Here is a 22053-nt window from a genome sequence, read left to right as displayed (position 1 = left end):
GGAAACGTTGGTCGCGCGACGCCACCGCGATCACCTCTCGGTCTTGCAGAACGAAGAGGATGTCATCGGCCAGGTCCATCGGGGACTAATTCTCCGACCATTCGCGTCGCCCGGGCAGTGAATCGCCAGACAACGAGGTCAACGAGCCTCCGGCCACATGAGCCTTTGACCGAACGCCACGCACAGAGTACCAACTATCCGTTTGGGTCATCTTGTGACGGAACCCCGAGCAAGCGAGTCAGGCTCTTTAGCTCATGAGTCAACCGACCAAGGCGGGCGTTGGATTCCAGATCGGTGGACAACAGGTCGGCCGTCAAACTGGCGAACCAGCGGGAGAAGACGTCGTCATACTGACCGACGAACGTCGCGAAGCCCTTCAGGGGCCGAGAGGTCAGTCCGTTCCCTCCTTCCCGTATGAGCTCGCCAATCGCCCTCTGTTCCTCGCGCCACACCATAAAGGCGGAGCCGAACTCGTCTGACGCGAACGTCTTGCCGACGGACCGTAGCGCCTCGGCGACAAGAGGGTTCTCGCTTCTGAGTCGGAGATGAGCCTCCGCATCTGCGATGTTCTCCACCGCACCCCAGAATCGCGCAAAACGGTACAGCGTACTCAGCAAAGCAACGTCGTGGCGAGGCTGCACTCCATTCAGGTAGTGCGAGAAGCCATCGAGCCTCAAGTTGTCGATGCGACCCCACAATTCGGCAGCCGCATCGCGAAGAGGGATCCAATAGCGCTCGCGTTCGTTGTCGGTTGATCGCCGCTCCGCCGCGGTAGCCGCCTCAGCGGCCAGCTCGACCTTGTAGCGCTCCAGTTGACGCTGAGCCTCCGCCTGAGACTGAGCCAGCGACTCCTGGGCATCAATCTTGATTCGCTCTATGTCATGCTGGGCTCGACGTGTTTTGGCTCCCTGTCGCGCGGTAGCCCCCAAGCTGATGACCGCCAACACGAGGCCACCAACGCTGGTCATCAGTTCCGGTTCCACATGGCCCTCATATCAACGGGTGGAAACGCAGTCTCGCAAGAAACTGAGCCCTGCGCCTATTGCACGACGGTGGCGATCTCGACGAGTCGGCACAGGGCGTTGACCTGACGCAGCTGCTCCGGCGTCCGCACCGCGGCGTCCAGCAGCTCCTCGCTCATCACGACGACGGCCAGCGCCTTGGCTCGTGACACCGCCACGTTGAGCCGGTTCAGGTCGTAGAGGAACGAGACGCCGCGGGGCGCGTCCTCGGCCGACGTCGACGTCATCGAGTAGAGGACGACCGGCGCCTCCTGGCCCTGGAACTTGTCCACGGTGCCGACCCGCGCGCTGTCGGGCAGCAGGCCCCTGATGCGGGCGACCTGGTTGTTGTAGGGCGCGACGACCAGCACGTCGTCCGCGCCGATGACCGACCGTTCCCCCGCCGCGTCGACCCAGCCGACGCCCTGCAGCGAGCGCCACAACTCGGCCACCGCACGGGCCTCGTCGTCCGACGCCGCCGCGGCCGCGCGGGTGTGCTCGACGAACCGGACGGCGAGTCCGCTGGCCCAGCCGTCCACCGCGATCCGCTCGCGGTCGGCCGCCGACTCCAGCCGTCCCTCGTACGCGAGGTCGGAGACGAACGCGGTCAGCGCCGGGTGCATCCGGTAGGTGCGGTCGAGGAAGACGCCGCGGTCCTCGGGCACGGTCGGGTGCCCCTCGAGCAGGTGCTCCAGCGCCGAGAGCCCCGACTCCCCCGGGTGCACGGCCTGGGTCGGCTGCGCCAGCTGCTGCGGGTCGCCGAGCAGCACCAGCGACTTCCCGGCACGCGCGACGGCGACCGCGTTGGCCAGCGAGAACTGCCCGGCCTCGTCGATCACGAGCACGTCGACCGCCTCGGCCAGGTCCGGCCGGGTCCAGAACCACGACGTCCCGCCGACTAGGTTCGCCGTCCCGTCGAGCAGCCGCGAAGCCACGTCGGCAGACTCCTTCGACCACTCCACGCCCGGGGCCCCGCAGGCCTGGTGCTCCTCGCACTTCTGCAGCGCCGGCCGGCCGACGGCCTGCAGCACGTTGCCGATCACCGCGTGGGACTGCGCCGTGACGCCGACCTTCTTGCCGGCGTCCAGCAGCGCGCGGATCAGCCGCGACGCCGCCCGCGTCTTCCCGCTCCCGGGCGGCCCCTGCACGGCGAGCACCTGCCCGTCCAGCTCCAGCCCGAGCCGGACGACGGCGTCCCCGGCCTCCTCCCCCGGCAGCCGCCGGCAGTCGGCCGGGACGACGCGCTCCAGCAGCGCCTGCCCGAGACACGGCCGGCCGGCGAGGACGTCGTCCGCCGTGGCGACGATCGCGGCGCGCATCTGCTTGTCGTCGAGCGGTCCCTCCGGGCCGAGCCCGCGGACGGCGCCCGGCTGCTTGGTGCTCTTGACGACGATCCGCCCGCCGACGGCGTCGAGCTCACGCACCTCGCCGATGCGGGCCTGGGTGTCGACGTCGAAGGCCGGCTTGCCGACCGAGAGCTTGGCGTCCTGCGGCGGGAAGGTGAACTCGTAGAGCTTGCTGCGCTTCTCGCTGCCGATCTCGGCGGCGACGGAGAGCCCGCCGAGCGCGGTGCGATCCTCGACGAGCTGCTCGTCCTCCAGGTCGCCGCGGCTGAAGAACTCCCACCAGCCGGGCCGGGCCTCGCGGCGATGCCACTGCACGAGGTCACCGAGCAGTTCGTGACCCTTGGTCTGCAGCTGCTCGACCAGGGCCAGCTCCGCGACCTCGACGTCCGACCGCTGCTTCGGCCCATCGATCTCCGACAGCACCGGGCGCGGCAGCTCACCGTGCTCGGCCTCCAGCTCGACCCGCTGGGTCTCCAGCCAATCGTGCAGCTCGCGGGTGGAGTCGACGTCGTCGCGGTTGTAGTCGTGGATGGCCTGCAGGCGGGCCGGGTCGCGGTCGATCAGCCACTTCTCGTACTCGACGACGCTGGACATCGCGTCGGCGACGTCGCCGGTGTGCTCGCGCCCGTAGAAGGCCTCGACCTTCTTGATCGAGTAGGACTCCTTGCTGATCCGCATCGACTGGCGGACGACCGGAAAGAGGTCGACGAACCGCTCGGCGCGCAGTAGCTGGTCGAGCTCGGCCTCCCGGACGCCGTACCGGCCGGTGAGCCGCTTGAGCGCGCTGACCTCGTAGGCGGCGTAGTGGTAGACGTGCATGCCGGGGTCTGCGCGCCAGGCCTCGATGACCCGGTCGATCAGCTCCTCGACCATGCGCCGTTCCTCGGCGGCGTCGTGCGCCCAGAGGGCCGTGAAGCGGCCCTGCCGGTCGCCGAGGCCGGCGAGGTACTCCAGCCCCTGGCCGTCGCCGGAGAGCGGATCGCCCTCGAAGTCGAGGTAGAGGTCGCCGGGGCTGGGCGCGGGGAGCTTGAGGAGCCCCTGCGCCTGCTGCGGCCGGAGCAGGGTGCGGGTCGGCGCGCCGACCTGGCGGCCGCGGAGCTGCTCGCGGGCCTGGTCGCGCAGCCGCTCGCGGGTGCCCTTCGTGATGCCCGTGGCCTTGAGGACGTCGTCTGTGGCGTCCGCGAGCTGCTCGAGCGTGGTGACGCCGACGCCGATGAGCGCCGCCCGGTGGTCGCGGCGCATGCCGGCGACGAGGCTGAGGTCGTCGCCGGTGCGCAACTCATCCTCGCACCGGGCCTTCCACGAGCACTGGCCGCAGTGCGCGATGGGCACGGGGCCGGTGCTCCCCGGATCGGCGACGAAGCCCTCCAGCCGGGCGCGGGCGCGGCGGGCGTAGGCGGCGACGTCGACCAGCCGCCACGGCCGGGACCCGCCGTCGCCGGTGACGACGCAGATGCGCTCGGGCGCGCGGCCCTGGAGGGTGGCGAGCCGGTCGGCGTAGGTGGCCATCTGCAGCAGCGCCGGCACCTTGACGCGGCGAGAGAGCTTGGCGTCGGCGACCTCGTAGGACCAGTCACCGAGGTCGGACGGCGTGGTCGTCTTCAGGAGGAAGTCGGCCTGGCCGCCCCAGGTGCCGTCGAACAGCGTCGCCTGGTGGATGACGTCGACGCCGGCGCGCATCGCCTCTCGCGTGGCGGCCTCGCTGCGGCTCTGGTGGAGGCGGACGACCTCGAGGCCCTGCTCCTCCAGCGACTCCAGGTAACGGAGCTCGTGGGCGATGCCGAGGTCGGCGACGAGCACCGTCTGGTCGCTGACGCCCTCGGCGAGCGGCTGCAGGGTGCCGCCGGCCACCGCGAGGTTGAGTGCGGTGAGGTGGTGGCACTCCTGGTGCCGGGTCAGGTCACTGGGGCTGAGGACCAGCCGCCCGTCGACGCGGTACACGGCTCAGCCCTCCGTCGGACGGATGACGGCGGGCAGGGATGAGTGCGGCAACGTTCCCCCGTGGTGCAGCGTGCAGAGCCGCGAGGAGGCTTTCATGGACGCCGCCGTCCTGAAATCTCCCACGCCGCATCCTGGCGCCTCCGACACGGTCCTTGAAAACCCCGGTCCCTCAGCGGTCCGTAAGCTCCGCCGATCTTCGTTGACTGTGCCGCTACAACCACGCCAACAAGGTGGGCGACACTCAGGCAACGCTTGCCCCGGTGCGACCAGTCGATGAGCTGACAGTCAGGATCGAGCTTGTAGGGATGACCGCTGGGGGGATACGGACGTGAGCGATGAGCTGTGGGTGGTTAGGGCCGGCGAAGGGGCGAAGTACGCCGACGAGTTCCTGTCCGGGTCTTACATCGCCATCAGTTTCGTCGAGTTCGCACCCGAGGACCTGACCCGGACCGACGCGGACTCACTGAAGGCGCGTGCCGCAACACCAGCGGAGTCGCGGTATGCCAACCAGATCGTCACCTTCGCCCACCGGATACAGATTGGCGACATCGTCATCGTCCCGCGAGTGAGGGGAAAGCACAGCGAGTACCTCGTGGCCCGAATCACCGGTCCATACGAATTTCAAGGGTCAGCCCCCGAGTCGGGCCCTCACCGACGGACAGTCGAGTGGTTGGGCCGCTTCCAGCGCAGCGCGTTGAGTGAAGGCGCGGCCAACACGATGCGTTCCCTCCTCACCATCTTCCGGCCGACCGCGGTGGAGGCTGAGGTGAGGGATCTGTTGACTGCCTTAGAACCCTTGGACGGGGGCGGCGCACGGCCCTCGTCGGGGATCCACTCCCTGCAGTCGCCGGCCAACCTTGCGAGCAGTCAAGACCCTCTCCCGGTGAGAGTCGTCTCGCCGCCGCGGCGGCTTCCCCCAACTCAGCTCGACATCGAGCTTGATAATGAAGGCCGAGCGCGCATTACCTGTGGCTACCCGGCACTCGCCATGGAGCAGGTACCGCGGGACGTAGACCCCGGACGAAGCTGGGCAGGTGTTCCTGGCATCTATGTGCTGACCGGCACCGACCTCCAGCACTCTGCTTCGCGGACCGGCAAGGAGCGAACGCTCACGACGACCCTGATCGTCAAGCCGTGGGCGTACGTGGGACTAAGCGAGGACTTCCTAGGTCGCCTCAGTTCACATAGGCAGACCAAGCCGGAATGGCGACGGGCACTGCTCGTCCGTGCTGCCGCTCAACCTTTCAGTAGTGATGACATCAAGTACCTCGAGCAGCGCATACATGGCGTGCTCGAGGAGACCGGCGAGGTACTGTTGTCGCAGACAGCGCCCCGCGGCAACCTATCCGCGAAGCCTCGGAATCCCGTCATGCTCGACGCCTGCGCCGAAACAGTCGTGGCCGTCCTCCGCCTCACTGGTACGTTGATCTGATGCACGGGGAGGGCTGGGACCACTTCAGCCCCGCGGCTCTCGGGTGGTGCCGTGTCCTGCCCGCTCCGGCGTTAGACCTTCGGGCACAGTCGGCGCCCGTGTCACTCAGCGCTCCTGACGCTCAGCAGGTTCTTGACCGGCTTTCCTCACTTCGCCAGCACCAACAGGATGGCCGCCGGTCCCCGCACAAGCCGCTGCTCGTCCTCCTCGCACTGGGCCGCCTGGCTGCCACCGGAACGAGCTGCCTGCCCTGGTCGGAGGCGGAGCAGAAGCTTGCCAACCTGATCGAGGAGTTCGGCCCGACGTCGAAGACGGGCAGGGCCCAAAGCGCCGCGTTCCCGTTCACGCGGCTGCGTTCCGACGGCGTGTGGACACTCGATCGCGACGTCCCCATGGACAACGTCGGCCCGCTGCGCCAGGGCGTGACCGGGCGCTTCGAGGCGTCGCTGGAAGCGGCCCTACGGAACCGTCCGGAGCTCCTGGCCGAGGCCGCGCGCGGCCTGGTCGAGAGTCACTTCCCGGGGACGGTGGCACCCGACGTCCTGGTCGCGGCCGGCCTAGACCCGGACCTGCTGGAGGGCAGCGGACCCGCCCGCGGCGAGAGCCCCGCGGAGCGACGGCGGAGCAGCACGTGGCCGGCCGCGGTCATCGAGGCATGGGACCGGCAGTGCGCCTTCTGCGGGTTCGACGGCGCCGCCGGCGGAGGCGTCGTCGGCATCGAGGCGGCGCACGTTCGCTGGTTCAAGCTGGGTGGTCCCGACGACCTCGACAACGGGCTCGCCCTCTGCTCTCTGCACCACAAGCTGTTCGACCGCGGGATGCTCGGCCTGGACGACGACTTCTCCGTGGTCGTCTCCGGCCGCTTCTCCGCGCGGACGCGCCAGGGCCGAACCGTGTACGACCTGCACGGTCAGCGCCTCAGGCCTCGGCCCGGGACCCCGCTACCCGCGGCTGCACACGTTCGCTGGCACACCGAGCAGGTGTTCCAGGGTCAGTCCCTCACCAGCTGACTCATGGAGAACAACGTGTCCACCGATCTCGCACGCTTCCTGTCGCCCGAGCGCCTGTGGCGGAGGGACGAGGTGCTGAGCCGCCCCTCGCCCATTCCTGCCGTTCCCGGGGTCTATGGCTGGTGGTTCAACCGTCTGCCTTCCCCGATGGATGTCTCGGCTTGCCACCAGGTCGACGGGTTCACGCTGTTGTACACGGGGATCAGCCCGAAGGAGCCACCTCGCAACGCCCGTCCGGCCAGCAAGGGGCAACTCCGACAGCGGATCGTGACGCACTACGCCTGCAACGCCGAGGGATCGACACTGCGCAAGACCCTGGGTTGTCTGCTCGCCGAAGAGCTCGGGCTCCAGCTTCGACGAGTGGGGTCGGGTTCTCGCCGGACCTTCGTGAATGGTGAGCAACAGTTGTCGCAGTGGATGGCCGAGCACGCGTACGTCAGCTTCGTTCCACATGAGCGTCCGTGGGAGCTGGAGGAACAGCTCATCCAGCGCCTGGACCTGCCGCTGAACCTGGACGGCAACAACCACAACGCGTTCCATCCGCAGCTCACGATGGTTCGTAAGGAGGCCGTCGCCGCAGCTAACGCCCTTCCCGTTGTGCCGAATCCGGGAGTCGGCGGCCGCTGAAGACGCCACCGTCCAAGAGGCGGGGCTCCCGGCCGCGCCGCGTTGCACCCGGAGTCTGCGTGACCCTCCAGTTACGTTCGGTCCATGGGGGACGCGCCCACTGGGCTGTACGAGCACCTGGTCACCGATCGGCTCACCAAGGACCTGTCAGCAGCGGCTCCCGAGCTCATCCAGTTCGGCACGCTCGATCCGGCGGATGCGCACGAGTCCCTGACCCGCCACATCACCGAGCTCGCGAGCCGGGCACTGCGAGCCGTCGGCGGAGGCGACGCGTCGGCCATCAGCCGGCAGGTCGAACTCGCCAACCGGATCGTCGCAGCCATCAGCGACCTGTCGCCGGACGTGGCCCGCATGGACGACGCCGTCGCGGATCCGGTCCGCACCCTCTTGGCGATCGCCTCGCCGAGCGGCGTCCCTAGTCCCGCGTCGTTCCCTGAGCGACCGGCCGTTCCGCTCTCCACAAGCGCACTACTGGTCAACGGCCGTGGCCAGCCGCGGATCGGTTACGAGGTCAGCCGAGAGCTGGCGTCCGCCGATCGGGTCGACCTGCTGTGCGCCTTCATCAAGTGGCACGGCCTGCGCGTCTTGGAAGACGCCCTCACCGACCTCCGCGAGCGCGGTGTCCGGCTGCGCGTCATCACCACCACCTACATGGGGGCGACCGACCAGCGCGCGCTCGACCGGCTGGTCGAGCGGGGCGCCGAGGTCAAGGTCTCCTACGAGACGCGGACGACGCGCCTGCACGCCAAGGCGTGGCTGTTCCACCGGGACACGGGCATGTCGACGGCCTACGTCGGGAGTTCGAACCTCTCTCGAACGGCGCTCATCGACGGCCTCGAGTGGAACGTGCGCCTATCTAACGTCGAGCAGTCGCACCTCCTGACGACCTTCGCCGAGACGTTCGACAGCTACTGGGTGGACCCGTCCTTCGAGACCTACGACCCCATCCGGGACGGCGACCGGCTGCGTCAAGCCATCGCTGCAGAGCGTGGCGGACCGAGCGACCTGCCCATCGAGATCGCGACGCTCGACGTCCGCCCGTTCGGTTACCAGCAGGAGATCCTCGACGAGCTCCACGCCGAGCGTGAGGTCCACGACCGCTGGCGCAACCTCGTCGTGATGGCGACCGGCACCGGGAAGACGGTCGTCTCCGCCCTCGACTACCGGCGGCTGCGCACGGCCGCGACCGTCGAGCGGGTGCTGTTCATCGCCCACCGCGAAGAACTGCTGGTCCAGAGCCTGTCGACGTTCCGGCACGTGCTCCGCCAGGGGGATTTCGGCGAGCTCTTCGTCGGCGGCCAGCGACCTCGGGAGTGGCGGCACGTCTTTGGGTCGGTGCAGTCGCTGACCCAGCTCGACCTCGCTCAGCTCGACCCGCACCACTTCGACATGGTGATCGTCGATGAGTTCCACCACGCCGAGGCGGCCACCTACCGCCGGCTGCTGGAGCACCTGCAGCCGAAGGTCCTGCTGGGCCTGACGGCGACGCCGGAGCGCACCGACGGTGCCGATGTCCGGCGCTGGTTCGGCGGCAGAACGGCGGTCGAACTGCGGCTGTGGGAGGCGCTGGAGCAGGGGCTGCTCGCGCCGTTCCAGTACTTCGGCATCCACGACGACGTGGCCCTCGACCAGCTGCGATGGCGGCGCGGTCGAGGGTATGACGTCGGCGAGCTGACAATCGTCTACACGGGGGACGACAAGCGCATCCGACTGGTCCTGCAGGCGGTTCACGACAAGGTGGCGGACCCGCGGCAGATGCGCGCGCTCGGCTTCTGCGTGAGCATCCAGCACGCGCAGTACATGGCTGAGCGCTTCAGCGCTGCGGGCATCCCCAGCCTGGCGGTCACCTCGACGACGTCCCGTGAAGAGCGGGCAGCCGCGCTGACCGCCCTCCGGGATCGCACGGTGAACGTTCTCTTCGCCGTCGACCTGTTCAACGAGGGCCTCGACGTCCCGGCGGTCGACACCGTGCTCTTCCTGCGGCCCACCGAGAGCGCGACCGTCTTCCTGCAGCAACTAGGCCGCGGGCTGCGCTTGTCGGAGGACAAAGCCTGCCTGACCGTCCTCGACTTCATCGGCGCGCAGCGCAAGGAGTTCCGTTTCGACCTCCGCTTCCGGGCGCTGACCGGGACCTCACGGCGTGGCCTGCAGCGCGTCGTCGAGCAGGGCTTCCCCACCCTGCCAGCCGGCTGTCACATCGAGCTGGACCGGGTGGCGCAGCGGATCGTCCTCGACAACATCAAGCAATCGCTCGACGTCTCGTGGAAGAGACTGGTCGCCGAGGCCGCTGGCGCGCAGTCGCCGTCGCCGTCGCCGTCGCTGGCCGATTTTCTCGAGGAGACGGGCGTCGAACTCGAGGACCTCTACCGCGGCAACGGCCGCAGCTGGCTGGATCTCAAGCGAGCCGCTGGCTGGGACGCCTCGGCTCCGGGTCCGGACGACGCGGCTCTGCGCGGAGCCTTCGGTCGCATGCTGCACATCGACGACCTGGAGCGCCTGCGGACGGTGCGGGAACTGCTCGATGCAGCAAGCGCCGGTTCTGGCGCTTCCGGTTCCGAACGCATCCGTCGCCTAGCGGCGATGCTGCACTTCTCCCTTTGGGGTTCTCGTACGCCGTTCAGTAGCGCGGAGGCCAGCCTGCAGCGTCTGCTGGCCAACCCTGCCCGCGCTCAAGAGCTGACCGAGTTGAGCGGGGTCCTGCACGACCGCATCCACCGGGTGACTCCTGCGCTGGAGGTCGCCGGCAGGCGCCCGCTACACGTGCATGCCCGGTACAGCCGCGACGAGGCGCTTGCCGCTTTCGGCATGACAGACCTCAACGGCACGTGGGGGTCGGGTGTGCGCTGGGTGCCTGGCGACCAGGCGGACATCTTCTTCGTGACGCTGGTGAAGACCGAGGCGCATTTCTCTCCCACCACCATGTACGCCGACCACGCCATCTCGCCAACGCTCTTCCAGTGGGAATCGCAGAACGCGACCGCGGAGCGCTCAGCGACGGGTCAGCGGTACATCCACCACCGAGCAATGGGGACGTCCGTGCACCTGTTCGTCCGTGAGACGAAGACGGCGGACGGAACGCTCGGGACACCGCCGTACCTCTACGCCGGGCCGATGTCCTACGTGTCCCACACCGGCGAGCGCCCCATGCGCATCCTCTGGCGACTGGAGCAAGCGCTACCGGCTGACGTGTTCCACGCCGCCAAGGTCGCCTAGCTGTCACCTGAAGGGACTCGAACCTCCGACTCACTCGGTAGGAGGCTCAACCCCTACGAGCGTTGACGACGGACATCCGGAACTGCCCGATCGCTCAAGAGACCACCCCTTCGGTGTCATCCTGCGGTCGTGCCGCGTCCACTCGCGCGGCGCTACCGTCCTCCGGTGGGGGGCGCCGAGGACAGCACGCCGACACGGGGTCGCCTGGCCCGAACGGCGCGGCTGGCTGCGCTGCCGGCCGCGTATGCCGGGCGCACCGCCGTCGGGCTCGGCAAGCGGATCGGCGGCCGTCCGGCAGAAGCCGTCGCCGCCCAGGTGCAGCAGCGCACCGCCGAGCAGTTGTTTGCCACTCTCGGCCACCTCAAGGGCGGCGCGATGAAGGTCGGGCAGGCGCTGTCGGCGATGGAGTCCGCACTGCCCGAGCAGCTGGCCGGCCCCTACCGGGAGACGCTCGTCCGGCTGCAGGAGGCGGCGCCAGCCATGCCGACCGCGCGGGTCCACGAGCAGCTGGACCGCTCGCTCGGCCGGGACTGGCGCCACGTCCTCCGCGACTTCGACGACCAGCCGGTCGCGGCGGCCAGCATCGGGCAGGTGCACCGCGCCACCTGGCGCGACGGCACGCCGGTCGCGGTGAAGGTCCAGTACCCCGGCGCCGCCGAGGCGCTGGTCGCCGACCTCGGCACGCTCCAGGTCCTGACACCGGTCCTGAAGGCGGCCGCGCCCAGTCTCGACGTCCGGGAGCTGTTCGCCGAGCTGCGCGAACGACTGAGCGAGGAGGCCGACTACCAGAAGGAGGCCCAGGCACAGCGGGACTTCGCCAACGGCTACCGCGACGACCCCGACATCGCGGTCCCCGACGTGCTCAGGGTCCAGCGCCAGGTGCTGGTCTCCGAGTGGGTCGGCGGCACACCCCTCTCCCGCGTCATCGCCGAGGGCAGCCAGGACGACCGCGACCGCGCCGGTCAGCTGCTCGTCCGCCTCCTCGCCTCCGGCCCGGCCAGAGCCCACCGAGTCCACGGCGACCCGCACCCCGGCAACTTCCGCCTCCTGCCTGACCGGCGGCTCGGCGTCCTCGACTTCGGCTCGACACAGGCCATGCCGCACGGCTGGCCCGACCGCCTCGGCCCCCTGCTCGCCGCCGGCCGAGACGGCGACGCCGCGACCCTCCACCGCATCGCCTCCGGGCACCTCGTCGACCCGGCCAGGGTCACGGCGGAGCAGCTACGAGACCTGCTCGACCCCTACCTCCAGCCACTGCGCACGGAGCAGTACCGGTTCACCCGCGGCTGGATGCAGGAGCAGACCCGGCGCGCCTCCGACCCGCTCGGCGCCACCGCCCGCACCCAGCGCCGGCTGACGATCCCGCCGCACTACCTGCTGCTGCAGCGGGTGGCCGCCGAGCTGACCGGCGTCCTCTGCTCGCTCGGCGCCACCGTCGCCGTCGACGCCGAGGTCCGCCGCTGGCTGCCCGGCTACGACGACACGGGCACCTAGCGAGGGACGTTCGGCACCGTCGCCCGCCGTCCCCGCCGAGGAGGCTCGGCCGTGTCAGCACGGCACGAGAGGAGCCGGGAGATGTACGCCCGTTCCACCACCCTGATGATCTTCCCCGCGTCGATGGACGAGGCCATCGCCTACATGGCCGACGAGGTCTGGCCGGCGATGCGCGACATGGACGGCTGCATCGGGCTGTCCATGATGTGCGACCGCGAGAGCGGCATGTACATCGCCACCTCGGCCTGGGAGGACAAGCAGGCCATGCAGGCCAGCGACCGGAACGTCCACCCCATGCGCGAGGCAATGGTCGACCGGTTCGGGGCCGGCGCCCGCGAGCCGGAGGTCCACGAGTGGGAGATCGCCGTCCTGCACCGCGACCACCAGGCCCCCGACGGCGCCTGCTGCCGGATCACCTGGCTGCGCGCCGACCCCAGCCGGACCGACCAACTGCTCGACATGTACCGCAGCAGTCTGATGCCCCGGATCCAGCAGATGCCCGGCTTCTGCAGCCTCAGCATGCTGGTCGACCGCGAGAGCGGCCGCGCCGTCGGCACGGCCGTGTTCGCGAGCCGGGCCGCCCTCGAGCAGTCCCGGGAGCAGGCCCGCATGCTGCGGGAGGAGAGCGTCAGGATGATGGGCGTCGACATCCTCGACGTCGCGGAGATGGAGATGGTCTTCGCCCACCTGCGGGTGCCCGAGACCGTCTGACCGCACCCGGCTCACAGCACACCGCGATCCCCGCCGCGGTGTGCTCCGGAGGCGCCACACTCGTAGCCGTGGAGGTGCCCCTCCCGGCGTCCTCGCCGCTGCGGACCTGTCGGTGCGCTCCCGCCGGCTGACGACCTTGCAGCCCGTCGCCGACCTGAACCCCCTGCCGATCGACGTGCCCGTCGCCGACGCGTGGGCGGAGCTCCGGCTGCGCATCGCCGGGTCGGACCGGCGGATGAACGTCAACGACACCTGGATCGCCGCCACCGCACGGGCCCACGACGTCCCCGTCGTCAGCCAGGACGCCGACTTCGACGTCCTGGCCGAGCTCGCCGGCCCCCGCGTCGTCCACGTCCGACGAACACTCGGCCCCCCGGGGACGGGGACCGGCCGATGCGGATCCCTGCGCGTCCCGCCTCACGAACGGCGTGTGTCGTGGGGGGGGCGGGGGGGGCGGGGGCCCCCGCGGGGGGGGGCCCCGCCCGGGGGGCGGGGGGGGGGGGTTATGTGCGCGCGGCACCACACCCCCACCCCCCCCCCCCCCCCCCCCCCCCCCCCCCCCCCCCCCCCCCCCCCCCCCCCCCCCCCCCCCCCCCCCCCGCCCCGCGGGCCCCCCCCCCCCCCCCCCCCCCCCCCCGCAACCGGGGGCTGACGCACCGTCAGCGGCGCCGTTGACGGGATGATCCGGCCGCGAGGAACCTCCCGCTCACCGCGTCCGCGCACGCGGTACCGGGGCACGACGCTGCTGTCGTACCGCTCCCCCGCTCCCGCTCGGAGGCCGCGATGTCCGCAGACCACATCCGCCGTGCACTGGTCCTGGGCGTCGCCGCCGTCGCCACGATGGGGCTCACCGCGCCGTCCGCGCTCGCCGCGCCGCCCGTGCCCGTGCTGCCCGCGCCGCCCGTCCTGGTCGACCCCGTCGCGGTGACGCTGGACTCGGCCGAGCTCGGCAGCGAACCCGGCACCGTGGTGTTCACCGGCACGATCACCTGCAGCACCCAGGTCGACGCGGTCGTCTTCGGGGACGTCGCCCAGGTCCAGGGACTCGACATCGCCCGCGACTTCTTCGGCGTCCTCGCGCCGTGCTCCAGCACCCCCACCGCCTGGACGGCGACCTCCGCTGGGGCGCTGCGGGTGTTCCTGCCCCTGCAGGCCCACGTCGAGGTCAACGCCCAGTACTGCGTCGGGGAGGTCTGCCACAGCGCCACGGTCACCGAGACGGTTCCGCTCGCCGAGGCCGCCGCCGTCTGAGGTTCAGAGCTGGGCGGACCGGCGCATCGACCACATCTGCGCCGGCCGCTCGAACTGCGTCGCGACCTCCCAGCTGACCGCGCCGCCCGCGACCTCCCGGCGGAAGTTGCCCACCGCGACGCGCGCCAGCTCCGGGTCGGCGGCGACGCGGGCGGCGAGCTCCATGGCTCGGCCCTCGACGGCGTCGGAGTCGAGTGCCTCCCACGCCAGCCCGAGCTCGGCGGCGCGCGTCCCGTCGACCTCCTCGCCGAACAGCGCCATCGCCGCCGCCGCCTCGCGGCCGATCAGCCGGGACAGGATCACGAAGTGCCCACCACCCGGGTGCATCCCGCGCTTGAGGAACCCGCACAGCAGCCGCGCGTCGGTCGCCACGATCCGCAGGTCGGTGGCCAGCAGCATGTTCATCCCGGCGCCCACCGCCGAGCCGCGCACGGCCGCGATGGTCGGCACCTTCACCTGCCCGAGCCGGTAGAAGGAGTCGTATATCGCCGACATGCCCTCGTAGGCCTCGGGTGCGGCCGGGTCGCGCCCAGCGGCGGTCAGCGTCGCGATGTCCCCGCCCGCGCAGAACGACTTGCCCACCGCGCGGATCACGAGTGCCCCGATCTCCGGGCGCGCGTCCACCTCGTCGAACAGCCCGATCAGCTCGCGGGCCATGTCGGGTGTGAGGGCGTTGCGGCGGTCGGGCGCGTTCAGCGTCACCACCGCCACCGCGCCGTCGACCTCGAGCAGCACCTCACCGGAGCCAGTCGTCACGAGCACACCCCTCCACACGCAACCGGCCCCTCCGCCGGCTGATCCCGGGAGGGATCAGACCACGGAGGGGCCGGGGCGAGCAGGCCGAGGTCAGACCCCGGCGGGTGTCCGCTCGGCGGGACGGCGGCGCACGGAGTTCACGGTCCTGGCGGCGGCGCGAGCCAGGCGGATCGGACCGGTGTCCCACGGCTGGCGCGGCTCGGGCACCGCGGGCGCCTCTGCGGTCGCCGACCGGGCCGGTGCGGCGGCCACCCGGGCCGCCTCCTCGGCGAGCACCGCGGCCGCCCGGCGGCGGGCCAGCACGGCCTCCTTCTGCCGGTCGATCCGCTCCTTCTCGGCCATCACGAGCATCTCCTCGCGGGCCTTGGCCACGGTCAGCCGCGACTCCTGCTGCATCTCCTCGATCTCGACGTCCCCCGAGTCGCGCAGCGCGGCCAGGCGGTCGTAGGCCGACGGCGGGCCGAAGTTCAGCAGCAGCTTCATGAGCACCGGCAGGATCTCCACGCACATGAACAGCAGCGACAGCATGAACTTCGCCGCGGCCAGGGTGCCGTTGCGGTCGCTGAGCCGGTCCAGCGCCTCCAGCCGGGCCAGGATGCCGCCGGAGCCCTCGTTGGCCCCGTCGAAGGAGGCCTGCAGCCGGTCCTGCTCGGCGGTCAGCCGCTCCAGCTCCGCCCGGTCGGACCCCAGCGACGCCGCGGCCAGGTCGGCGCTGCGCGCCTCGGCGGCCCCTGCCGCCGCCACCGCCGCGTCGAGCTCCGACTTCGCCGAGGCGACGACGCCGGCCTGCGCGTCGGCCGCGGCCCGCGCCTGCAGGTAGGCCGTGCCGGTGCCGGCGTCCCCCGTGCCGCAGGTGCCGTCCAGCTCGCACTGCGCCTTGGCCTCGAGCTCCCGCTGGGTGCCCAGCGCCGCGTCGTACGCCGCCTGCGCCGCGGCCGCCTCGTCGTGCACGCCGGCCAGGCCCGGGTCGCTGAGTCCACCGCTGGCCACGATCGCCTCCTGGGTGGCGATCTTCTCCTGCAGCGCCGGGAGGCCGGCGAACCGCGCGTCCTCCTCGAGGCCGGTGCGGTAGGCGTCGGCGGCCTCGGCCTGCATCGTCACGATCTCGGTGTCGATCTCCTTGTGGAAGATCTGCAGCGTCAGCGGCGTCGCGACGACGACACCCAGCACCAGCGCCAGGCCGACCCGCGGGACGGCGAGCGCGAGGTTCCGCTTCAGCGACGCGTCGTGCGCCATCCCGACCAGCAGCATCCGGTCGAGGTTCACCACGACCGCGCCCCAGCCGATGCCGAGCAGCAGCGCGAACGGCCACCACACGCCCAGCGCCATGTGCACCGCGAACGCCGCCGAGACGACGGCGAGCCCGCCGGTGCTCAGCAGCACGCCGCCCAGCGCGACGAACCGGGGGCGGGCGCCGGGCGCCACCTCCAGGACGTCGGGACGAGCGCCACCGAGCGCGGCCAGACCGTTCCCGATCCGTCCCTGTCGTGCCGCCATGCGCGAGCCACCCCCGGGCGACGGGGGTCGTGGTCTAACCGCCGCCTCTCCTGCCCTATCGGCAGGCCTGCAGCCGAACCGGCAGTTGCGCCGGTCACGCGGCCGTCGCACGCTCTGGCTCCTCGACGTCCCGGAGCCGCCATGCCCGCCGCCCGCCGCACCGCCGCGCTGCTCGTGCTGGCCCTGGCGGTGGCCGGGTGCACCGCGTCAGAGCGGCGCGGTGACGGCCGGCCCGCGCCCCAGCGCAGCGACCTCGTCGCCACGCTCGACTTGGACGACGCCGTCGGCAGCGACGTCGTCCTCTACGACCTCGCCGCCTCCCGCACCGGCGCCCCGGTCGCCCTCCTCGGCGCCGCCGACGCCGCGCAGAGCTGGCTGGTGCGGCTGACCCTCGGCGACGCGGGCGTCGCGACCGACGTCCGCGCGATCCCGGCCGTCAGCTCCGCGGCCCAGCTCGCCGTCGCACCGGACGGCACCGTCCTCGTCGCGGACGACGTCCTCACCCGCGTGCCGTCCGGCACCGACGTCGGCGCCGTCCCCTGGGGCCTCGGCGGACCGCCGTCCGCCGTCGTCCTCTCCCCTGACGGCCGCACCCTCACCGCCACCCGCGACACCGTGGTCACCGTCGTCGACGCCGTCACCGGTGCGGTCCTGCGCACCGGCGCGGCGCCCGGACCGGTCACCCACCTCTCCCCCACCCCGGACGGCGGCCTGGCCGCGCTCGTCGCCGCCGACCGCCCGGCGGGTGGCACCGGCGCCGTCCTCGTGCTCTGGGACCGCGACCTGCGACCGGTCGGCGACCCGGTCGAGCTCGTGCCGGAGCGGGGCAGCACCGGGACCGCCCTCCACGTGACCGCGGACGGCACCGCCGTCGCCGCCGTCCACCTCGGCGAGGCCCGGGCCGTCGGCCGGCTGGTCACCGTGACCGACGGCGAGCCGCGCACCGTGGCCGACCTCGACGGCGCCGGCGACTCCGCGCTCGACCTCGTGCTCGACCCCGACGGGCGCCTCGCCTCGTTCCCCCTGGCCGATCTGTCGTTCACCGCGGAGCTGGTCACCGTCGACCTGGCCAGCGGGAACCGCGTCGGCGGGGTGAGGCTGTGCGAGGGCACCGGCGTCCTCGGCGCGGTCGCGCCGCTCGGCGCCGGCGGGAGCCTCGTCGTCACCGGCGCGTGCCTGGACGACGACGGTCCCCAGTCGACCGCGTTCGTCGTCGGCTGAACGGCACGGTGCGGGAACACCTCTCCGCTGACGCGCCCGGCCGGTACCGTGCCGCCGCTGTCGGAACGGCGGGAGGACGAGCAGTGGTTCGCAGGATCGGTCTCGGGGTGCTCGCGGCACTGGTCGCCGGGGTGGTGCTCGGCGCGGCGTCCCGCGGCCTCATGGCGCTGGTGACCCTCGCCGGCGGGGGGTCGCCGTCGTTCTCGTGGAGCGGGACGACGTTCATCCTGCTGCTCTACGTGGTGGTGGCGGTCCCCGGCGGCCTGGTCGCGGGCCTCACTCCGCACCGCCTGCGGTGGCTGCTGCCCGTCGCCGGGGCGTTGTTCCTCTGCGTCCCGGCGGTCGGGGTGGCGAGCGCGGAGATCGGCAGCACCGCCGGGTTCGGCGCCGCCCAGTGGCTGGGCACGGTCGCCGCCGGGGCCGCCGTGTTCGCCACGATCGCCCTGCTGCCCCTGCTCACGGTGCGGCTGGCCGACACGTGGCTCGGCCGCCGCCGGAGCGCCGAGCCGGCTCAGCCGGCGCTCGCCACCGCGTCCGCGAACGCCGCGTCCATGTCGTAGACCGGCTCCAGCGTGATGTGCACCGCGTGCCCGTAGTTCTGCAGGTGGTGCGTCTGGTAGCGCACGAGCGCCTCGGGGTCGTCCACCTCGACGAGGATGTAGCCGCCCCAGCTCGTGCCCCACGTCCGGTGGTGGGTCACCCCGCTCTCGACCCCACCCCAGTTGCCGGACTTCGCGAACGCCCGGAACGCCTCGGCCCACGCGGCGTCGATCTCGGCCTTGCTGGCGCCGTCCCGGTAGACGAAGCGCTGCAGGTACACCTGGCCCATCGGGTCCCTCCTCCGTCCCGGGCGGGCCACTCACGCGACCCTGCCGTGGTCACGGTGCAGCCACGGTCCCACCGGTCCCGACGGACGGGAACACGGTGGACGACGGCTCCGCACCGCACCCGCGCGTCCTCGTCCACCGCCACCGGCGGTCACCCAGGGTCAGCCGCCGGCCGGGCGCCAGCTCGGGTCGCGGCCGGTGAGGCCCAGCAGCCGGTGCAGCGGCGGGGCGTCGTCCGGTACGGGCACCGGCGCGTCGAACAGCCCCGGCGCGGGCGGCCCGGCGGCGACCTCGGCGGCGAAGGCCGTCGCCGCCTCCACCGTCGCCGGGTCGGCCTCGAACTCCTGCCCCGTCGCGACCGCGAGGTCCCAGCCGTGCACCAGCACCTCGTCGGCGGTCACCAGGCCGATCCCCGCGGCCGGCATCGTCACGCCGCCCGCCGAGGTCTCCCCCTCCCAGGCCTCCGGCCGGCGCCACGCGGCGACCAGCGCGTCCAGCTCGGCGGGGATGACCGTGCGCCACTGCGGCGGCAGGTGGTCGGCCGAGGCCTGCGGCGGGGACGGGTCCGGGTTCTTCTCCGCCGACAGCCGCAGCCCCACGGCGAGGCCCGCGACGTGGTCGAGCAGGGCGGCCACCGAGTGGTCCGCGCACGGCGTCGGGTCGTCCAGCTGGTCGTCGCGCACACCCGCCACCAACCGCTTGAGCACCTCGACCTGCGGGCCGAGGTCGATCTGCGTCGTCTGCATGCCGTACAGACCGCCCGGCGCCGGCCAAGTCACCGCCGAGCACCCTCGGTAGCCGTACCATGACGGTTCGTCGACCAGGGAGAGCTCCCCACCCATGGCCCACGTCCCGCCCGACCGCCGGCTGACCGCCCGGTTCCCGCGCCTCGGCCGCTCCCGGGCCCAGGACGACACCCCGCCGCTCCCCTGGGACGACGTCGCGGCGCCGTACGACCCGTACGCGCCCGCCCCCGAGCCCGAACCGCCCGCGCGCCGCCGGTGGCGGGGGGACCGCCCGGCGCGGAGCAGCCGGCCGGACGCGACACCCCGTCCCGACGCACCGCCCCGGTCCCGCCGCAGGCTGCTGCGCCGCATCACCCGCGTGCTCGCCGCGGTCGCCGTCGTCCAGGCGCTGGTCATCGTGTCCCTGCGGTGGGTCGACCCGCCCACGACCGCGTTCATGGCCGCCAACCCGGGCGAGGTCGTCCAGCAGTCGGTGCCGGTCGAGCACGTCTCCCGGAACTTCCTCGCCGCCGTCATCGCGCACGAGGACGCCCCGCTCCCCTACCGCTCCGGCGCCTTCGAGTGGGACGTCCTCATGGCGCGCGCGGAGGCGCACCTGGCCGGCGAGGAGGACCCGTCGGGCTCGACCATCCCGCAGCAGGTCGCCAAGAACCTCTTCCTCAACCAGGAGATGAGCGCCTGGCGCAAGGTCGTCGAGGCCGGCCTGGCCGCCGAGCTCGCGCTGGCGCTCGACGACCGCCGCATGCTCGAGCTCTACGTCAACTACGCGCAGTTCGGGCCCACGATCTACGGCGTCTGCGCGGCCAGCTGGTACTACTTCGACTCCCCGCCGCAGGACCTCCCCGTGCCCCAGGCCGTCCAGCTCGTCGGCCTGCTGCCCTCCCCCGGGCACGTCCGGCGCGCACCCGGCGGCGGCCTGGACTTCGACGTCGAGGACGGCCTCGGCTGGCTGTCCCGCTCGCACGTGGTCAACGCGCAGAACCGGGTGCCGCGGCACATCGAGCGGCTGGGCTTCCAGCCGGTCGAGGACGCCGGGATCACCGGCCTCGCCGCCGACCAGCCCGCCGCGGACGACGACTGCTCGACCCGGCCGCAGGCGGTCGCCGAGCTGATCGCCGCGGAGGGCACCGCCTGACCGCTTGCCGCCCCGACCGGCGAGCGGGAGGGTGGGCGCCGTTCTGCATCTGCCCGACCGGGAGGAGCGGCCGCTTGTACGCGCGATCCACCAGCATCCGGGGCAATCCGGACGACATCGAGAAGGGCGTCACCTACCTGCGCGAGGAGGTGCTGCCCGCCGCGTCGCGGACCGAGGGCTGCGTCGGCCTCTCCGTGCTCGCCGACCACGACGCCGGTCGCTGCATCGTCGCGACCGCGTGGGCCGACGAGCAGGCCATGCGCGCCACCGCCGAGGAGGACCGCACCGTCCAGGAGCGGCTCCTGCAGACCGTCGGCGGTCACTCCGCCGACGTCCACCAGTGGCAGATCGCCGTCCTGCACCGTGACCGCCCCGCCGGGGACGGCGCCGGCGCGCAGGTCACCTGGGCCCGGCTGCCGAACAACCACATGGACGACCTGCTCGACGCCTACCAGTTCAACCTGATGCCCAAGCTCCAGGAGCTGCCCGGCTTCTGCAGCGTGAGCATGCTGGTCGACCGGCGCCAGGGCCGGACGGTCAGCGTCACCACGTTCCAGACCCGCGAGGCCCTCGGGCTGGTGCGCCGCCACGCCCGCTCCCTGCGCGAGCAGTTCGCCCGCGCCATGGGGGCGACGATCGTGGACGTCGCCGAGATGGACCTCGCCGTGGCCCACCTGCGGGTGCCCGAGACCGTCTGACCGCAGGGGTCGTCGCGGGAGCTCGTGCTCTGCCCACCCCGGTGGGCAGAGCACGAGCGTGCGCGGACCGACACGTCACCCGCCGCGCGCGACGACGCGGGGCGGGACAGCCGGGGGTCGCGGCCGCCTCGCCCCTTCCGCCGGACCGGCTCGGACGCCAGGCTGCGCCCGTGCCGGATGCACTGGCCCTCGCGCTCCAGCTGGCCGCGGCGGCGTCGTCGGCGGTGGCCCCCGAGGCCGCGGCCGACGACGTGCTGCACGAGCTGATCGGACAGCCGGACGTCGCCGCCGCCGCGCTCGACGCCCGCGATCCGCTCTCCGGGGCGTCCAGCCCCCTGGCCGCGACCGGCTACCCCGCTCCGGTCCTGGCCCACCTCAGCGGTCCGGCCTTCCTCGTGGACGACGTCGGCTACCGGCTGCTGGCCACCGACCCCAGCCGCCGGGCGCGGTGCTGGCGGGACGTCGAGGGCTACACCTCCACCGCATCGGTCCGCGACGTGTTCCTGCCGGCCGGCTTCTGCGGCGGTGCCACCGCCCGGCTGGTCACCCGCGACGGCCGCTGGACCGGCGACCTGCACGTGAGCACGACCGCCGAGGGGGCACCGACCCCGGACGTCGTCGCCGCGCTGCACCACGCGGCGCCCGTGCTCGCGGCGGCGGTCGACCACACCCGCCGGCTCAGCGTGCTCGCCGCGGCCCTCGCCCCCGACGACGCCGCGTCCCTGGTCTCCCCCGACGGGCGGCTCCTCGACCTGCCCGACCGCCGTCCCCTGCTGTCGGACGACCCGTCCCTGCTGGCCGCCGTCCTGGCACGGCGTGGGGACGGCGGGGACGGCGCGTGGTCCTGGCGCGGCCCCACCGGGTGGTACCGCGTCCGCCTGGTGGCCGTGGCCGGCGGCACGCTCGTCGTCGGCCGGCCCGGCGACCCGCCGCACGGGCTGTCGTCGAGGGAGCTGCAGGTGCTCACCCTGCTCGCCGAGGGCCTGTCCAACCACGCCCTCGCCCGCCGGCTGGGCATCAGTGAGCGGACCGCGGCCCACCACGTCGAGCACGTGCTGGCCAAGTGCGGCGCGCCCAGCCGGGCGGCGGCCGCGGCGCGGGCGGTCCGCGAGGGCTGGCGGCTGCTGCCCGGCGGGTGACCGGCCGC

19 protein-coding genes are annotated in these 22053 nt (G+C 72.4%); 13 read left to right on the top strand and 6 right to left on the bottom strand.

Annotated elements, in window-relative coordinates:
* Positions 1–194: 194 nt before the first annotated feature.
* Both ACI79E_RS15090 and ACI79E_RS15085 read right to left on the bottom strand, forming a co-directional pair.
* Entirely contained in the window at positions 195–983 is a 789-nt protein-coding gene (locus ACI79E_RS15090) for a hypothetical protein (protein WP_456933377.1), read from the bottom strand.
* A 56-nt stretch (positions 984–1039) separates the two neighbouring features.
* Positions 1040–4288 carry a TM0106 family RecB-like putative nuclease gene (locus ACI79E_RS15085; RefSeq protein WP_456933376.1) on the bottom strand — a complete coding sequence of 1083 codons (3249 nt, stop codon included), beginning with the start codon at positions 4286–4288 and terminating at the stop codon, positions 1040–1042.
* Between the two features lie 328 nt (positions 4289–4616).
* Here ACI79E_RS15085 and ACI79E_RS15080 point away from each other — a divergent pair, with 328 nt between their 5' ends.
* The 8 genes from ACI79E_RS15080 (at position 4617) to ACI79E_RS15045 (ending at position 14026) form a co-directional block, all read left to right on the top strand.
* A complete protein-coding gene (locus ACI79E_RS15080) occupies positions 4617–5720 on the top strand; it encodes a hypothetical protein (RefSeq protein WP_456933375.1) in 1104 nt (367 codons plus the stop codon).
* A gap of 98 nt (positions 5721–5818) precedes the next feature.
* Positions 5819–6730, top strand: a complete 912-nt coding sequence (locus tag ACI79E_RS15075; protein WP_456933374.1) for a phosphorothioated DNA-binding restriction endonuclease — start codon at positions 5819–5821, stop codon at positions 6728–6730.
* A 3-nt stretch (positions 6731–6733) separates the two neighbouring features.
* Positions 6734–7357 (top strand): GIY-YIG nuclease family protein, encoded by a 624-nt coding sequence (locus ACI79E_RS15070; protein WP_456933373.1) that lies wholly within the window; start codon positions 6734–6736, stop codon positions 7355–7357.
* A gap of 84 nt (positions 7358–7441) precedes the next feature.
* Entirely contained in the window at positions 7442–10570 is a 3129-nt protein-coding gene (locus ACI79E_RS15065) for a DUF3427 domain-containing protein (RefSeq protein WP_456933372.1), read from the top strand.
* A gap of 165 nt (positions 10571–10735) precedes the next feature.
* The gene (locus ACI79E_RS15060; RefSeq protein ID WP_456933371.1) at positions 10736–12064 is read left to right on the top strand and encodes an ABC1 kinase family protein; all 1329 of its coding nucleotides are present in this window, start codon (positions 10736–10738) and stop codon (positions 12062–12064) included.
* A gap of 81 nt (positions 12065–12145) precedes the next feature.
* On the top strand, positions 12146–12775 hold the full coding sequence (locus ACI79E_RS15055) for an antibiotic biosynthesis monooxygenase (protein WP_456933370.1): 630 nt from the start codon (positions 12146–12148) through the stop codon (positions 12773–12775).
* A gap of 40 nt (positions 12776–12815) precedes the next feature.
* The gene (locus ACI79E_RS15050; RefSeq protein ID WP_456933418.1) at positions 12816–13427 is read left to right on the top strand and encodes a PIN domain-containing protein; all 612 of its coding nucleotides are present in this window, start codon (positions 12816–12818) and stop codon (positions 13425–13427) included.
* Between the two features lie 131 nt (positions 13428–13558).
* A complete protein-coding gene (locus tag ACI79E_RS15045) occupies positions 13559–14026 on the top strand; it encodes a hypothetical protein (RefSeq protein ID WP_456933369.1) in 468 nt (155 codons plus the stop codon).
* A 3-nt stretch (positions 14027–14029) separates the two neighbouring features.
* Here ACI79E_RS15045 and ACI79E_RS15040 read toward each other — a convergent pair whose 3' ends face one another.
* Complete coding sequence (locus ACI79E_RS15040; RefSeq protein ID WP_456933368.1) at positions 14030–14782, bottom strand: enoyl-CoA hydratase/isomerase family protein; 753 nt, start codon at positions 14780–14782, stop codon at positions 14030–14032.
* 90 nt (positions 14783–14872) lie between these two features.
* A complete protein-coding gene (locus ACI79E_RS15035) occupies positions 14873–16279 on the bottom strand; it encodes a DUF4407 domain-containing protein (protein WP_456933367.1) in 1407 nt (468 codons plus the stop codon).
* A gap of 141 nt (positions 16280–16420) precedes the next feature.
* Between ACI79E_RS15035 and ACI79E_RS15030 the strand changes: the two genes are divergently transcribed.
* Together ACI79E_RS15030 and ACI79E_RS15025 are read left to right on the top strand one after the other, a co-directional pair.
* Positions 16421–17500 carry a hypothetical protein gene (locus tag ACI79E_RS15030; protein WP_456933366.1) on the top strand — a complete coding sequence of 360 codons (1080 nt, stop codon included), beginning with the start codon at positions 16421–16423 and terminating at the stop codon, positions 17498–17500.
* Between the two features lie 83 nt (positions 17501–17583).
* A complete protein-coding gene (locus tag ACI79E_RS15025; protein ID WP_456933365.1) occupies positions 17584–18060 on the top strand; it encodes a hypothetical protein in 477 nt (158 codons plus the stop codon).
* Here the strand turns inward: ACI79E_RS15025 and ACI79E_RS15020 are convergent.
* Positions 18012–18329 carry a DUF3303 domain-containing protein gene (locus ACI79E_RS15020; RefSeq protein ID WP_456933364.1) on the bottom strand — a complete coding sequence of 106 codons (318 nt, stop codon included), beginning with the start codon at positions 18327–18329 and terminating at the stop codon, positions 18012–18014. The genes ACI79E_RS15025 and ACI79E_RS15020 overlap by 49 nt on opposite strands.
* 159 nt (positions 18330–18488) lie before the next feature.
* Positions 18489–19073 (bottom strand): TIGR03086 family metal-binding protein, encoded by a 585-nt coding sequence (locus ACI79E_RS15015; protein ID WP_456933363.1) that lies wholly within the window; start codon positions 19071–19073, stop codon positions 18489–18491.
* Positions 19074–19167: 94 nt separating this feature from the next.
* On the opposite strand from ACI79E_RS15015, the gene ACI79E_RS15010 reads away from it, so the two are divergent.
* The 3 genes from ACI79E_RS15010 to ACI79E_RS15000 all read left to right on the top strand — a co-directional run bounded on the left by ACI79E_RS15010 (position 19168) and on the right by ACI79E_RS15000 (position 22045).
* Complete coding sequence (locus tag ACI79E_RS15010; protein WP_456933362.1) at positions 19168–20208, top strand: transglycosylase domain-containing protein; 1041 nt, start codon at positions 19168–19170, stop codon at positions 20206–20208.
* A 74-nt stretch (positions 20209–20282) separates the two neighbouring features.
* Positions 20283–20906, top strand: coding sequence for a hypothetical protein (locus ACI79E_RS15005; RefSeq protein ID WP_456933361.1), 624 nt, complete (start codon positions 20283–20285; stop codon positions 20904–20906).
* Between the two features lie 170 nt (positions 20907–21076).
* The gene (locus ACI79E_RS15000) at positions 21077–22045 is read left to right on the top strand and encodes a helix-turn-helix transcriptional regulator (RefSeq protein ID WP_456933360.1); all 969 of its coding nucleotides are present in this window, start codon (positions 21077–21079) and stop codon (positions 22043–22045) included.
* Positions 22046–22053 lie beyond the last annotated feature (8 nt).

The sequence above is a fragment of the Geodermatophilus sp. SYSU D00079 genome (assembly GCF_054050635.1).
The sequence above is the reverse complement of the archived record's forward strand: the minus strand, read 5'-3'. Positions and strand labels throughout refer to the sequence as shown.

Bases quoted from the DNA above. Each gene is read 5' to 3' on its own strand.
- ACI79E_RS15065 (WP_456933372.1), top strand. From the start codon at position 7,442: ATGGGGGACGCGCCCACTGGGCTGTACGAGCACCTGGTCACCGATCGG.
- ACI79E_RS15015 (WP_456933363.1), bottom strand. From the start codon at position 19,073: ATGCAGACGACGCAGATCGACCTCGGCCCGCAGGTCGAGGTGCTCAAG.
- ACI79E_RS15070 (WP_456933373.1), top strand. From the start codon at position 6,734: ATGGAGAACAACGTGTCCACCGATCTCGCACGCTTCCTGTCGCCCGAG.
- ACI79E_RS15010 (WP_456933362.1), top strand. From the start codon at position 19,168: ATGGCCCACGTCCCGCCCGACCGCCGGCTGACCGCCCGGTTCCCGCGC.
- ACI79E_RS15035 (WP_456933367.1), bottom strand. From the start codon at position 16,279: ATGGCGGCACGACAGGGACGGATCGGGAACGGTCTGGCCGCGCTCGGT.
- ACI79E_RS15030 (WP_456933366.1), top strand. From the start codon at position 16,421: ATGCCCGCCGCCCGCCGCACCGCCGCGCTGCTCGTGCTGGCCCTGGCG.
- ACI79E_RS15045 (WP_456933369.1), top strand. From the start codon at position 13,559: ATGTCCGCAGACCACATCCGCCGTGCACTGGTCCTGGGCGTCGCCGCC.
- ACI79E_RS15055 (WP_456933370.1), top strand. From the start codon at position 12,146: ATGTACGCCCGTTCCACCACCCTGATGATCTTCCCCGCGTCGATGGAC.
- ACI79E_RS15020 (WP_456933364.1), bottom strand. From the start codon at position 18,329: ATGGGCCAGGTGTACCTGCAGCGCTTCGTCTACCGGGACGGCGCCAGC.